Origin of the sequence: Deinococcus taeanensis (assembly GCF_020229735.1) — a bacterium.
In the GTDB taxonomy this organism is placed as follows: domain Bacteria; phylum Deinococcota; class Deinococci; order Deinococcales; family Deinococcaceae; genus Deinococcus; species Deinococcus taeanensis.
In genome coordinates, this window is sequence record NZ_CP083455.1 from 1170166 (window position 1) to 1184383 (window position 14218).

Annotated in this window: 11 protein-coding genes; 9 read left to right on the forward strand and 2 right to left on the reverse strand. The window is 69.9% G+C overall.

The genetic code is table 11. From position 1 onward, the window contains the following. Positions 1-20: 20 nt before the first annotated feature. From LAJ19_RS05700 to ilvC, 4 genes are all read left to right on the forward strand, one after another. Positions 21-1727, forward strand: a complete 1707-nt coding sequence (locus LAJ19_RS05700) for a VanW family protein (protein WP_225477437.1) — start codon at positions 21-23, stop codon at positions 1725-1727. A 354-nt stretch (positions 1728-2081) separates the two neighbouring features. Continuing rightward, entirely contained in the window at positions 2082-3785 is a 1704-nt protein-coding gene (gene ilvB / locus LAJ19_RS05705; protein ID WP_225523206.1) for a biosynthetic-type acetolactate synthase large subunit, read from the forward strand. Continuing rightward, a complete protein-coding gene (gene ilvN / locus LAJ19_RS05710; RefSeq protein WP_225477439.1) occupies positions 3782-4381 on the forward strand; it encodes an acetolactate synthase small subunit in 600 nt (199 codons plus the stop codon). The genes ilvB and ilvN overlap by 4 nt, the downstream gene beginning before the upstream one ends. 73 nt (positions 4382-4454) lie before the next feature. Next, positions 4455-5465 carry a ketol-acid reductoisomerase gene (gene ilvC, locus LAJ19_RS05715; protein ID WP_225477441.1) on the forward strand — a complete coding sequence of 337 codons (1011 nt, stop codon included), beginning with the start codon at positions 4455-4457 and terminating at the stop codon, positions 5463-5465. Between the two features lie 141 nt (positions 5466-5606). Here ilvC and LAJ19_RS05720 read toward each other — a convergent pair whose 3' ends face one another. After that, entirely contained in the window at positions 5607-6602 is a 996-nt protein-coding gene (locus LAJ19_RS05720; protein WP_225477443.1) for a carbohydrate kinase family protein, read from the reverse strand. 75 nt (positions 6603-6677) lie between these two features. After that, positions 6678-7586 carry a 16S rRNA (adenine(1518)-N(6)/adenine(1519)-N(6))-dimethyltransferase RsmA gene (gene rsmA, locus LAJ19_RS05725; RefSeq protein ID WP_225477445.1) on the reverse strand — a complete coding sequence of 303 codons (909 nt, stop codon included), beginning with the start codon at positions 7584-7586 and terminating at the stop codon, positions 6678-6680. Between the two features lie 195 nt (positions 7587-7781). On the opposite strand from rsmA, the gene LAJ19_RS05730 reads away from it, so the two are divergent. From LAJ19_RS05730 to LAJ19_RS05750, 5 genes are all read left to right on the forward strand, one after another. After that, on the forward strand, positions 7782-8588 hold the full coding sequence (locus tag LAJ19_RS05730; RefSeq protein WP_225477447.1) for a tetratricopeptide repeat protein: 807 nt from the start codon (positions 7782-7784) through the stop codon (positions 8586-8588). Then, on the forward strand, positions 8585-10069 hold the full coding sequence (locus tag LAJ19_RS05735; RefSeq protein WP_225477449.1) for an NAD(P)H-hydrate dehydratase: 1485 nt from the start codon (positions 8585-8587) through the stop codon (positions 10067-10069). Before LAJ19_RS05730 ends, LAJ19_RS05735 begins: the two co-directional genes overlap by 4 nt. Before the next feature lie 42 nt (positions 10070-10111). After that, positions 10112-10834 carry a DUF4388 domain-containing protein gene (locus tag LAJ19_RS05740; protein ID WP_225477452.1) on the forward strand — a complete coding sequence of 241 codons (723 nt, stop codon included), beginning with the start codon at positions 10112-10114 and terminating at the stop codon, positions 10832-10834. Positions 10835-10893: 59 nt separating this feature from the next. Next, the gene (locus LAJ19_RS05745) at positions 10894-12567 is read left to right on the forward strand and encodes a glycerol-3-phosphate acyltransferase (RefSeq protein ID WP_225477453.1); all 1674 of its coding nucleotides are present in this window, start codon (positions 10894-10896) and stop codon (positions 12565-12567) included. A 127-nt stretch (positions 12568-12694) separates the two neighbouring features. After that, a complete protein-coding gene (locus LAJ19_RS05750; RefSeq protein WP_225477455.1) occupies positions 12695-14194 on the forward strand; it encodes a phospholipase D-like domain-containing protein in 1500 nt (499 codons plus the stop codon). Positions 14195-14218: the final 24 nt, after the last annotated feature.

The following is a 14218-nucleotide window of genomic DNA, read 5'->3' on the forward strand; positions in this document are numbered from 1 at the left end:
ACTTCCTTACACTGTGCCCAATGAAGTTCTGGGCAGCAGGCGGCATAACGGCGGGCACAGTGGCCCTTCTCCTCGGCGGTGCGCTGGCCCTGGGGGCCACGCAGAACAACTCCACCCTCGCGCCCGGCCTGAGAATTGCCGGCGTGGACGTCGGCGGCCTGAACCGCGACCAGGCCCTCGCCGCCGTGGGCAGCCGCGTAAGCAGCGCCCCGCAGGTCACCGTCCGTGCCGGCACGAACACCTGGACGCTCAGCGCCGAACAGCTCGGCTGGCACTCGGACGCACGCACCAGCGTGGACGCCGCGTTCAGACTCACCGCCGAGCGCAACACCCTGGAGAAACTCCAGGGCTTGATCGGGCAGGCGCCCGTGCAGGACCTTCCCCTGACCGCCGCTGTGGACGCCGCGCGCGCCCGCACCACGCTGAGTACCCTGACCGCCGGACTGAACACCAGACCCCTGAACGCCAGCATCTACTTCGACAAGGTCAGCAAACGCTACGCCGTGAAACCCGACCGGCCCGGCCTTCAGGCCGACCTCACGGCGGCCGTGAACACCTACGTCGCCAACCCCGCCCTGACCACCCTGACCGTTCCCGTCGTCGAGTCCCCTGCGGCGCTCACGGCCGCCGCGCTGAAAAAACACGTGGACCGCGGGAACGCCCTGGTCCGGCCGTTCACGGTCAAACTCGGCGGCACGGCCCGCCAGGGGGCTCTGGACCCCCTGCAGGTCGCCAACCTGTACTGGGTGCGCGTTACCGGCATCGAGCCCGACGAGCCGACCCTGAAAGCCGCCTTTGACCGCCTGACCGGCGAGGTGGACCAGCCCGCCCGGAACGCCCGGTACGTGCTGCAGGGCGGCAAGCTGGTCAAGACCAGGGAGAAGGCCGGCCGCGTGACTGACCGCGCCGCCGCGTACGCACTGTTCCGCAAGGCGGTGCTGGACCCGGCCGTGACCACCCTCACGTGGCCCAGCAAGGTCGATCAGCCCACCCTGAACGTGGCGCAGTTGCCGGCTGCGGACAAACTGCAGCTGATCGCGGTGGGCAAAAGCACCTACTACCACAGCAGCGCCGCCCGCCGCATCAACGTCGCCAACGCCGCCGCGAAAATCAACGGCGCGGTTGTGCCGGCCGGGGAGGTGTTCAGCTTCCTGCAGAACCTCGGTGGCATCGATGCCAGCAACGGCTTCGTGGGCGGCCTGATCATCAGCGGTGGCCGTACTGTGGATGGCCTGGGGGGCGGCGTGTGCCAGGTGAGCACCACGGTCTTCCGCGCCCTGTACCAGGCGGGCCTGCCGGTCGTGGAACGCAACCAGCACTCGTACCGGGTCGGGTACTACGAACCGCAGGTGGGCTTCGAGGCTGCTGTGTACGACCCGGGGCTCGACCTGAAAATGAAGAACGACACCAGCGCGCCCATCCTGATCCGCACGAAGAACGACGACGCGCGCAGCACGCTGACCGTCGAGGTCTGGGGCGTGAAGCCCGCCCGCACCGTGACCGTCAGTTCCGCCGTGATCACGGGGCGTGTGCCGCACCCGGCGCCGCGCTACATCATGAACCCGAACCTGCGGCCCGGCGCGATGCGCCAGGTGGACTGGGCTGCCGACGGGTACAGCCTGTACATCACCCGCACCATCAAGGACGCCAGTGGGGTGCGCAGCGACAAGGTCAGCACCGTGTACAAGGCCTGGCAGGCCGTGTACGAAACCGGTCCGCGCGGCTGAAGCGCCGGCCGGTCAGGGGCGGGACGGCCGGGTGCTGGCCGTCCCGCCCCCTGTCGTTCCCGGACCCGCGCAGAGCACAAACGTCCGTTTGTTCCCCTCACCGGAACGCCCAGGCGTCTAGACGCACCTTGCACCGGGTTCAGCGCGCAGCCTATGGTGAGGCCATGAGTGCGACGCTTGTGGTGGTAATTCTTAGCATCGGGGGAGTCCGAGGCTAGGCGTACCGCCACTTCGCACACCCCCACCCACACCGGGTGGGGGTTTTTCATAGGGACGAGCAGGCCGGGAGGAAACACCATGGGTTCAGACAACGCGCAGCACGACACGCAGCACGCCCCGCCGCACCGCGGGGACATGACCGGCGCCAAGGCCCTGTGGGCCACGCTGGCCAGCCACGGCATCAGCACCGTCTTCGGGTACCCCGGCGGGGCCATCATGCCGGTGTACGACGCCCTGACCTTCTACCCCGAAGTCCGCCACGTCCTCGCTCGTCATGAACAGGGCGCCGCGCACGCGGCCGAAGGCTGGGCGAAAGCCACCGGCGAGATCGGCGTGTGCATGGCCACCAGCGGCCCCGGGGCCACGAACCTCGTGACCGGCCTCGCAGACGCGATGCTCGACAGCGTTCCGCTGCTCGCCATTACCGGCAACGTCGCCTCGCACCTGATGGGCACCGACGCCTTCCAGGAAGCCGACATCACCGGAATCACCCTGCCGATCACGAAGCACAACTACGTGGTGCGCGACGTCGAGGAACTCCCCCGCATTGTGGCCGAAGCCATCCGCATCGCCCGCTCCGGCCGCCCCGGCCCCGTGCTGGTCGACATTCCCAAAGACATTCAGCTGGCCGCCTTCCAGGGCGAGATTCCTGCGCCGCACGCCCGCCCGGAAGCGCCAGATCCGTCGCCGGAAAGCATTGAGCGTGCGCGTGAACTGCTGCGCGGCGCCCGGAAGCCCGTGATCATGGTGGGCGGCGGCAGCCTGGACGCCAGCGCCGAAATCACCGCCCTGGCCCACGCGTGGGGCATGCCGGTCATCACCACCCTGATGGGTCTGGGCGTCTTCCCGGCCAGCGACTCACTCTGGCTGGGCATGCCGGGCATGCACGGCAGCGTCGCCGCGAACCGCGCCATCAGCGAGGCTGACGTTCTGCTGGGCATCGGCCTGCGCTTCGATGATCGCGTGACCGGCCGCGTGAACAGCTTCGCGCCGAACGCGTCGATCATTCACGTGGACCTCGACGCCGCCGAGATCGGCAAGATCATCCGCACGCACGTGCCGGTCCGCGGGGACGCCCGGGTCGCCGCGCGCCTCCTCGCCGAGGGCGCACAGCCCACCGCCCGCCCCGACTGGGCCGCGCAGCTCAGCGAGTGGCAGGGCCGCACCCAGATGCCCACCGACTGGGGCGCCGGGTACGCCGTGAAAGCCGTTGTGGACCGCCTCCGCCCGGACGACATTCTGTCCAGCGACGTCGGGCAGCACCAGATGCTCGCCGCGCAGCTGGCCCGCTTCGAGAAACCCCGCCGCTGGATCAACTCCGGCGGCCTGGGCACCATGGGCTTTGGCCTGCCCGCCGCGATCGGCGCCGGCATGGCCGAACCCGGCGTGCGCAGCGTCGTGATTGCCGGTGACGGCGGTTTCCAGATGACGGCGCAGGAACTTGCCACACTCAAGATGTACGACGTCCGGAACGTCAAGATCTGCATCATCAACAACTCGTTCCTGGGCATGGTCCGCCAGTGGCAGGAACTCTTCCACGAGAAACGCTACAGCGAGGTGTGGCTGGGCGACAGCAACCCCGACTTCATCAAACTCGCCGACGCCTACGACGTGCCCGGCTACCGCGCCCGCACCGCTGAGGAACTGCCCGCCGCCATTGACGCCTGGCTGGCCGACCCCAAGAGTGCCCTGCTGGAGCTCGTGGTGCCCCACGAGCACGGCGTGTTCCCCATGGTTCCTGCCGGCGCCGCGCTGTACGAGATGATTGAAACCGAACCCGTGAAGACCGCCGCACCCACCCCACAGCGGCAGGCAACCGAGGAGACGAGCGAAGCATGACCGAGGCCCGAGACCAGCTCCTGTCCATCCTGGTGCGCGACGAACCCCGCGTCCTGACCCGCATCACCGCCCTGTTCGGCCGCCGCGGCTACAACATCAAGAGCCTTTCAGTCGGTTCGACGGAGCACCCCGGCGTCTCCCGCATGACCATCGTCGTGAACGGCGACCGCGGCGTCGTGGAGCAGGCCATCCGGCAGCTCGAGAAGCTGCATGACGTCGTGAAGATCATCGACCACAGCCTCGAGAAGTACGTGGACCGTGAACTGGTGCTTGTGAAGGTCGCCATTACGCCCGAAAGCCGCGTGGAGGTCCGGCAGATTGCCGAGGACTTCCGCAGCCGCATCGTGGACGTGGGGCGCCACGCCCTCACCTTTGAAGTCACCGGCGACGAGGGTAAACTCACGGCGTTCATCGAGCAGATGCGCCCCTTCGGCATTCTGGAGACCATGCGCACCGGCCGCATCGCCCTGACCCGCGGCAGCAACGCCGACATTCCCACGCACGTGTACCACCAGGGTGCCACCCAGGCCCTGCAACCCACCCTACAGGTCGAACCGCGTGAGGAACGCGCCCGCGCCGTTCCCAACATCTTCTGACGGTCCGCCGGACCGCCCGACCCGCCTAGTCCGCTCTGCCATCCAGAACACATTCTGTAGGAGAATCCCCAACATGGCTGCAAAAATGTACTACGACCGCGACGTCAGCACCGCCCCCATCGAAAACAAGCTGATCGCCATCATCGGCTACGGTAGCCAGGCGCACGCCCACGCCCAGAACCTGCGCGACAGCGGCTTCAACGTGGTGGTGGGCCTGCGTGAGGGCTCCGCCAGCAAGGCCAAGGCCGAACAGGCGGGCCTGCGCGTCGCCAGCATCGAGGACGCCACCCGCGAAGCGGACGTCGTCATGCTCCTGATTCCCGACGAGCAGCAGCCCCGCGTGTACGAGCAGAGCGTTGCCCCGCACCTCACCGCCGGTAAGGCCCTCGCCTTCGGTCACGGCTTCAACGTGCACTTCGGCCGTATCACCCCGCCCACCGACGTGGACGTGTTCCTTGTGGCGCCCAAAGGCCCCGGGCACATGCTGCGCCGCGTGTACACCGACGGCGCTGGCATGCCCGGCATCTTTGCCGTGCAGCAGGACGCCACCGGCCAGGCGCGTGACGTCGCCCTGGCGTACGCCCGCGGCATCGGCTGCAGCCGCGCCGGCGTGCTGGAAACCACCTTCAAGGAAGAAACCGAAACGGACCTGTTCGGCGAGCAGAGCGTTCTGTGCGGCGGCGTGACCCACCTGATCCAGGCGGGCTTCGAGACGCTCGTGGAAGCCGGCTACCAGCCTGAAATCGCGTACTTCGAAACGCTGCACGAAGTGAAACTGATCGTGGACCTGATCTACGAAAAAGGCTTCGAGGGCATGCGTCACTCCATCTCCAACACCGCCGAGTTCGGCGATTACGTGACCGGGCCGCGTGTCATCACCGCCGACACCAAAGCCGAGATGGGCCGCGTCCTGGCGGACATTCAGAGTGGCGCTTTCGCCAAGCGCTTCATTGACGACGCCGAAAGCGGCTTCCCGTACATGAACGAGCAGCGCGGCAAGATGCGCGAGCACACCCTGGAAGTCGTCGGCAAGGAACTGCGTGACAAGATGCCCTTCATTAACAAGAAGGCCCTGGAAGTCTGACGCCTCCAGCGCCCTGAGTCTGGCGCCTCCTCACGGCCGCCCCCGCTCTGGGGGCGGTTTTCTGTTGCCCCACAGGGGGTCAGGGCGCAGGCCCACACCCAGCCGGGTGTGGGCCTGCGCCCTGGACGGAACGGACAGCGCTCAGCCGGCGGTGTTCTTGCGGGCCCGCGTGGCTTTCGGTGCCGGGGCGGGCGCGGGCGGCGTCACGTCCGGCAGCACGGCTGCGAGGTCCGCCTGGGTAATCGGGCGTTCCTGCGCGCCGAAACCGGTGGCTGCCAGGGCTCCGGCCGTGTTCGCGGCGCGCGCCGCGGCGGACATGCCTGCCCCGGCCAGGATCGCGTGCGCGAATACAGCCGTGAAGGTGTCGCCCGCGCCGGTGGAGTCCACGACCTTGCCGTCAGGGCGCACGGCGTCCACGAGTTCGGTGTCGGTGGGCGTCCAGGTGATCGAGCCCATCTTGCCGACCTTCACCACCACCTGTTGCGCGCCCGCCTGCCCCAGCTGCGCCAGCGCGGCGCTGATGGAACTGGTGCCCGTCAGGGCCTGCAGCTCATGCTGGTTGAGCATCACGTAGTCGGCCTTGATCACGTCGTCCAGCAGGGTCGTGCCGGCCTTGTTGACCGCGCCGGTGCCCAGGTCGATAAAGACCGGCACGCGCACCTTGGCGGTCCTGGCCGCCTGAATGGCGGCCAGGGTGTATTCGCGCTGGGGTCCTTCGATCAGGGCGTAGGCGTTGAGGATCAGGGCGTCGCTGCTCTCGATGTCCTTGACCTTCAGAGCGGCGGGGTCCAGCTGACGGTTGGCTGCGCCGTCACTGATCATGGCGCGTTCACCGCCGCGGGCCTGCATGACGGTAATGGTGCTGGTCAGCAGGGCCGGGTCACGCTGGATGGCACTCTCGCTCACGCCGCTCTCGCGCACGCGGCTCAGCGCGTACTCTGCGAACGGATCGTCTCCGACGCGCGCAGCGAGGGTCACCTGATGACCCAGACGGGCCAGGGTGACGGAGATCGTGCCGCCCGCGCCGCCAGGTTTCATGCTGGCCTGTTCCGGCGTGACCTCCTCGCCGGGCTGGGGGAGACGCTCGAGATGGTAGAGGTGGTCAACGGTCACGTCGCCGATAACATAGAACTTCACGGATGGACCTCCAGGGCCCGGGAAACGGTCGCCCTTGTGTTCAGGAATGAGGGGTAAGGCGGCTTAAAGCTGCGCCTAACGTACCACGCCGAGTTTAAGAGCCATGTCACGCAGGTCACCCAGGGACACGTCCTCGGCGCGGACATCCGGACGCAGGCCCGTGGCGTTCAGGGCCGCGTCGATCGCGTCCCCGTCCATGCCGGTCAGGCGCAGGTTGTTGCGCATGGTCTTGCGGCGGTGGTGCAGCGCGGCCTCCACGAAGCTCAGGAACGCCGGTTCCGGCGCCTCGCGGGTCCGGTCGAAATCCAGGCGGATGACGCTGCTGGTTACGTCCGGGGCGGGCAGGAACGCGCCCTTGGGAACGTCACGCACGTGCTGCACGCTGCCGTACAGGGCCGCGATGGCACTCAGAAACCCGTAGTTCTCGCTGCCGGGCTGCGCCGCGAGACGCTGCCCGACCTCCTTCTGGACGAGCACGGTGGCGGACGCGATGCCCGGCGCCCGCATGAACCGCGAGAGCAGCAGCCCGGTGATGTAGTACGGCAGGTTCGCGATGACGCGGGTGCCCGCCTGAAGGGTGGCGTAATCAAAGTCCAGCGCGTCTCCCCAGATGACGTTCACGTCCAGGCCGCCCAGCGTTTCAGCGAGCACCGGCCGCAGCCGCTCGTCTTTTTCCAGCGCCGTGACCTGCGCCCCCCGGGAGGCGATCTCACGCGTCAGGACGCCCAGCCCCGGACCGATCTCCAGCACCGGCACGCCGCTTGCTGCGCCGCCCGCTTCGGCGATGGCCCTGAGGATGTTCCCGTCGATCAGGAAGTTCTGCCCCAGGCTTTTGGTGGGTCTCAGGCCGTGCCGGTCAAGCAGGTCGCGCACCCGCGCGGGCGAGTACAGGGGCGCGGCGCTCAGGTCGCGTTCAGCGTCCGGGGAGGCGTCGGTGCGGCGGGCGGGGCGGCCCGGTCGGCGGGAGGTGTGGTCGCGTGGCATGGCAGGGTTGGTCACTCCGTGGGTGGGGTGGCGGGGGGAGGAAACAGGGTGAAGCCCCGGGCGCTCCTCTGAGCGCGGTCCGGGACCATGCTTCGCCGCTGAGGGCGGAACAGTAACGCGTCAGTATACTCTCGGGGTGAGCCTGAGTTCCGCTGCGCTGGTCCATTCTTTTCCGCTGAGCGTCCTGGAGTGCGCGTGACCGCTGACCCGGGCAGTGCCCCGCCCGCCCTGGGCGCCCTGATTGCTGCGGGCGACTGGCGCCGCGCCGCGGCCACTGCGGGCGCGCAGGAGGAGCCCGTGCAGGTGCAGGAGGCGCTGCTGGCCCTGCGGGGCGCGCAGGAGGCGCTGCGGGCGCGCCGGTACCCTGAGGTCCGCCGCTGGCTGGGGGAGTACCGCGCCGCACTGAACGACGCGCCTCATCCTCTGCTGGAGGTCCTGCGGCGCAGTGTGGAACCCGGCGCGGCGCTGGAGGCCGTGGCCGCCCTGGAAGGCGCGCAGAAGGAGACGGATCCCGATACTCTGAGCAACCGGCTGAGCGGCGCGCTGAACCTGACCCTCACGCGGCCCGAGGCGCTGAACATGCAGGGGATCCTGCTGGCCATGCTGGGCCGCCCCGATGACGCTCACGCGGTGCTCAGCGAAGCGCTCAGCGTGGACCCCGGGCACTACCGGGCGCTGACGAACTTGGGCAACCTGGATATGGAAGCCGGCCGGTACGCGCAGGCCGAAGCCACCTACCGTGAGGTCCTGCGCCTGAACCCCGAATATGACGGCGGGCATCATAACCTGGGGGTGGCCGTGCGCCGTCAGGGCCGCATCTCGGAAGGCGTGGGCCACATTCGGCGTGGGCAGCGGCTCGCCATGAAACGCTCCCGGGACGACACCGAAGCGGAGGTCAAGGAGCAGTTCGCCCGGACACCGGTGCTCAAACAGCTGCGCTGGGTGGTCCTCGGCGTGCTGGGTGTGGTGGCCGTCCTGTTCCTGCGGGGCGGCGGCGGGTGACCACGCCCGGGGTGCTCCTCCCGGCCGGCGCCCGCGCGGTGGACGCGCAACTGGAACGCGCCGGCCTGCTGGACCTCGCCATGGAGGACGCCGGGCGGGCCGTGGCGGACGAGACGCACACCCGGGTGCCCGGCGGCCGGGTGCTGCTGCTGGCGGGCGGCGGGGCCAACGGCGGAGACGCCTTTGTGGCGGCCCGGCACCTCCTGACCCTGGGCCGGGACGTCATGGTCCTGGCCCAGCCGTCCACCCACCCCCTGACCCGCCTGAACCGCCGCCGCTACCGCGCGGTGGGCGGCGCGGTCCGGCCCCTGCAGCCCGCCGCGCTCGCGCGCCTGGGCCGGACCGCGGCCGTCCTCGTGGATGGCCTGCTGGGCACCGGCTTCCGCCCCCCGCTGCGCGCGGGTCTGGCCACCATCCTCACGGCTGTGAACGCCGCGCGGGACCAGGGCGTTCCGGTCCTGGCGATTGACCTGCCCAGCGGACTGGACGCCGGCCAGACCGGCGCCCCGCACCCCAGCGTGCAGGCCGACTGGACCGTGACGTTCATGGGCGTCAAGCCCGCGCTGCTGTTCGGAGAGGCGGCCGCACGCTGCGGCCAGGTGATCGTGGCGCCCCTGCGGGTGCCGCGCGACTGGGTGCAGGCGCAGCAGATTGCCGAGTGGCCGGACGACCAGGAACTGGGCAGGCTGCTGCCGGTCCGCACGGCCGCGGCACACAAAGGCACCGCGGGCCGCGTGTGGATCGTCGGGGGACACCCCGGCACGGTGGGCGCCGCCGCGCTGGCCGGTCTGGGCGCCCTGCGGGCCGGGGCGGGCCTGGTGACCGTCCACTCCGGGGCGGACGTGCCGCTGATCACACCGGAACTCATGGTCCACCGGCACGCGGCCCTTGCGGCCTTCCTGGCGGCAGCCGAACCCGGGCGCCGGCCTGACGCGGTGGCGCTGGGCATGGGCCTGGGACCGGAGGCTGTGCCCGCCGCCCGGGCCGTGCTGACCTGGGGCGTCAGCACCGTGCTGGACGCCGACGCCCTGCAGCCCGAACTGGCCGGCCTGGGGCACGCCGGATGCGTGTGGACGCCCCACCCGGGCGAAGCGGCCCGCCTGCTGGGCACGACGACCGCCGAGGTGACGCGCGATCCGCTGACCGCCGCCCGCGCGCTGCGTGACCGGCTGGGCGGCGCCGTGATCCTCAAGGGCGGGCCCAGCGTGATTGCCAGCGCGGCCGGCCTGAGTGTCTCGCGCGGCGGGCACCCCGGCATGGCCAGCGGCGGCATGGGCGACACGCTCTCAGGCCTGCTGGCGGCCCTGCTCGCGCAGGGGCTCGGCGCGGCCGACGCGGCCCGGGTGGGCGTCAGACTTCACGCCCGCGCCGGTGAGCTGGCCGCGCGGCGCTTCGGGTACGGTCTGGGCGCCACGGACGTCGCGCAGGAACTCGGTCAGGCCTGGGCAGACCTGCACGCCCCTGCCGGGTGTACGCCCTGACCCGCCAGAACCGGCCGGAAAGGTGGTAGCGTGCAGGCGTTCATGCAAGGTCTTCTCAGCGATGTTCCCCTGATGGGTGTGCTGGAACTGATTCACACCACGCGCCAGACCGGCGTGCTGGACGTGCAGACCAGCGTTCCGTTCACCGTGGCATTCATGAACGGTGAAATTGTTGCCGGCGGCATCATCGACTGGCTCGGCACCGAAGCGATCCAGGCCTGCCCGATCCTGGCGGACTCCGGTACCTTCCGGTTCGAACCCCGTGACGTGACCGGCACGCCCCTGGCCCCGTACGGACATTTCTCAACCGACTGGGCCCGCATCGGTGATGAATGGGATCAGGTCTGTGCCCTGATCGGCAGTCCCAGCCAGCTGCTTCAGGGCCCCCTGCCCATGTTCGACATTCCAGGCGGCCGCTCGGTGCGCGCCGTGGCCCGCGAGACCGAGCAGCCTCTGTTTCAGGTGGCGCAGCTGGCCGCGCAGGGCGTCCGTGACGGCCGCCTGATCCCGCAGGGACGGTTCGAGTGGGCGCGCCTGAAACTCCAGCCGGCCGGTCAGCGGGCAGCGGTGCACCCGGTTGCGCGCCAGCTGGACGGCGAACGGACCCTGGCCGACGCGGTGGGTGAGGGCACCAGTATCCGCGACGTGCGTGAATACCTGCTCGGAGAGCTGCGCCTGGGACTCCGTTTCGCCGGGAGCGGCTGGGTCATGCGGGACCTTGTGTGGGAAGCCAGGCACGTGCAGGACGACCCCAGCGCGGACTGAGCACGTCCGGATGACTGCCCGGACGGCCGGGCAGGCCGGGCTGCACTAGAATGCGCGGCATGTTGTTTCTTTCGGCCCTGCTGCTGCTCGTGGCGTTCCTGGCGGGCAGCGTGCCCGTCGGGAACGCCGTTCTGACGCGTGCGGGGGTGAACGTGCGCATGACCAACGCGCACAACCTCGGCGTGGAAAACGTCCTGTACCGCGTTGGACCTGCCTTGGCGGGCCTCACCGCTCTGCTGGACGCCGCCAAGGGGTTTCTCGCTGTCCTGATGGCCTCCAGCCTCGGCGTGCCGGAAGTGACGGTCATGGCCGCCCTGGCCGCGTACCTGGGGCACCTGAATCCTCCCCGCTTCCTGTTCGGGCCGACGCCCCCGCGCGGGCGCGGGAACCTGGTGCTGCTGGGGGTTCTGGCGGGCCTGGCGGTGGCCGCCGCAGTGCCGCTGTGGGCGGCGGCCCTGCCGGTGGTGGTGTACGCGGGCGTTGCGGGCTTCTGGGGGTACGTGAGTGGCGCGACGCTGGCCGGCCTGCTGACCTTCACGCTGGCGGTGGCGTCCCTGCCGCTGAGCCCGGCTGCGAAACTGGCGGCCCTGGCGCTCCTGGTGGCGGCCACGTGGCGCTTCAAGGAGAACCTGGGCCGCATGGCAGACGGCACCGAACCGCGGCTCGGCGATCCGGTGCCCCTCGCTGGCCGCCGCACCGACGAGGTTGTCGCCGCGTTCATGATTCACCCCATGTCGCTGGAGAACTTCTGGAGCGCGCGCCGCTTTGCGTGGCTGCGCCCCCTGGTGGAAAAAGGTCTGGTCAGCGAGCGCGGCGTGCGGCAGATGGCCGAGAGCCTGCGGCCCATGAAGGTGGGCGAACTGCAGGGAATCCGCACCACGGACGGCAAGAGCATCCGCTGCTACCTGCTGTCCAGTCCGCTGCTTCCCGACGTGTTCCGTGACAACCCGGACCTCGCCACGAAACGTGCCATTGAAGGCGCACGCCTCGCGCAGGAACTCGGCGCAGAAGTGTTCGGGCTCGGTGCGTTCTGGTCGGTCGTGGGGAACAAGGGCCTGGACGTGCAGGCGGCCGTGCCGGACATCACCATCACGAACGGCGGCGCGTACACCTCCGGCACCATCAAGGCCGCGATTCCCGGCATCCTGGAACACTTTGCCGCGCAGGGCCGTGATCTGCGTGGCGCCACGGCAGGCATCGTCGGTGCGAACGGCGTGGTGGCTTTCGGAATCGCCCGCACCATCGCCCCGCAGGTGGGGAAGCTCATCCTGATCGGCCGGGACCTGGAGCGGCTGGAACGCAGCGCTGCCGCCCTGCGCCGCGCCGCGCGGGACACCGAGATCATCACCACGACGAGTTACGACACCCTGAAGGAAGCCGACCTGATCTTCAGCGCCACGAGCGACCCGAACCCTGTGATCTTTCCGCAGCACGTCAAGCCCGGCGTGTGGATCTTCGACGAGGGGCGCCCCGCCGACGTGCATGAGAGCGTGCACGCCCTGCCGGGCGTGCGGGTCATTCCCGGCGGCGTGGTTCGCCCTCCGGGCGGCATGACCAGCAATATCGACCTGCAGTTCGGAACTGGACAGGTGCCCGCGTGCCTCGCCGAAACGCTGATCATCGCGGCGACCGGTGAGCACCACCGCAAGAGCCTGGGGCAGCAGACCCTGACGGACAACATCAATTTCTTCGTGGAGCAGGCCGAGCACCTGGGCTTCCAGGTCGTCGAATAAGGCGACGGGCAGGCCGGGTACGGCGGCGCGCGCCGCTCACAGGAGTGGGAGGCTGTGCGTTTCGTGAAGAACGCATGGAGGGCCGCCGCTCACGCCGGTTGTTCCGGCACCCTACGCTGCCCCGCAGATGAGACGGGCACTGCTTCTGGGACTGATGATGTGCGGCGCGCCTGCCCAGGCGGCCCGCCTGCCCATCTACCTGGGTCCCGCTCAGCTTGCCTGGGTGCAGCCGCCCGCCGCGTGTGCCAAGCCGGTGGCGCCGCTGGAGCGCGTGGTGTGGACGCTGGACCGGCAGCGGGGCGGGCCGGACCTCAGCTGCGACAACGCCTTCGTGTCGTACCTGCGCACCCCCCAGGACCTGGATTCTCCCCGCGACGCGTACCAGGTGCTGGCGGACCAGATTCAGGACGCGCGGGCCGAGGTGCTGCTTGCCAGCATGGAGTGGCAGAGCGGGCCGGGTCAGCCCGGCGGGACGTTTGTGCAGGCGGCCGCGCGGCTGTACCGCCGCGTTCAGGCCCGCCCGGGTGCGTACCCGCAGGGCATGACGGTACGTGTCCTGCTCGGAAACTTCCCGGACCTAATCCGGCCGGACGGGGCCACGCAGATCCTCGCCCTGGCGCGCGCCCTGCGGGACGCGGGCGTGCCCCTGCGCGACGAGCGCGCCGGATGGACCCTGACCCTCCTGAATTACGGGTACCTGCCGCACAGTCACGTGAAACTGCACGTCATTGACGGGCAGGACCTCACGGTGGCCGGGTACAACTTCACCGCGTGGCACCTGCCGGGCGGGCAGCCCGGCGCGCGTAACCTGCACGACCTGGGCCTGCGGCTGCGCGGCCCCGTGGCGCAGGCCGGCGTGGCCGCCTTCGATGACCTGTGGCGGCACAGCGAGGAACTCGAGTGTCCTCCGGACGTGCCCCCGGGGCAGGTCGGTGCGTCATGCCGTCTGGTGCCGGCCGCGCCGCCCAGCCACCCGCCGCTGGCCGCGCGCGCTGTGAGTGCCGGGAGCGCCCGGGCGTTTGTGCTGTACCGCCGGCCGGCCGGGGAGGACTTCGCGGACCGGGCGTCCCTGGCCCTGATGAACGCCGCCCAACGCAGCATCGGCCTGATGCAGGCGGATTTCAGTCCCGGCCTGGAATGCTGGTTCGGCTACCTGAATCCGGACTCGTGCCCCCTGAACCACCTGCCCGTGTACTTTCCTGCGCTGCTGGACGCCATGAAGCGCGGGGTGCAGGTCCGTCTCCTGGTCGTGAACTACGGGTTCGGGAAGCCGGCCAACCGCACCGGCGTCGCGCTGATGCGCCGTGAACTGCGCCGCCGGGGTCTGGATGACCGCTTCGAGGCACGGTACGTGACCTACAACATGCATGCCAAGGTGATGACCGTGGACCATGACATGGTCGTGGCGGGCAGCATGAACTTTCACTTCAGCGCGTGGGGATCTCTGGGTCTCGCCGAGGCGGCCCTGGCGACCAGTGACCCGCAGGCCGTGGCCCAACAGGACCGGACCTTCGAGTCCGCGTGGGCCACAGGCAGCGTCGCCATTCCCGAGGAGCGCTGGCTGGCCCGCGTGCCCCGTGACCTGCTGCCGGCCTCCGCCACACCCCGCGGAGACGGCGGGCCGTAGGCGCAAGGGGCGGGCAAGGGCACG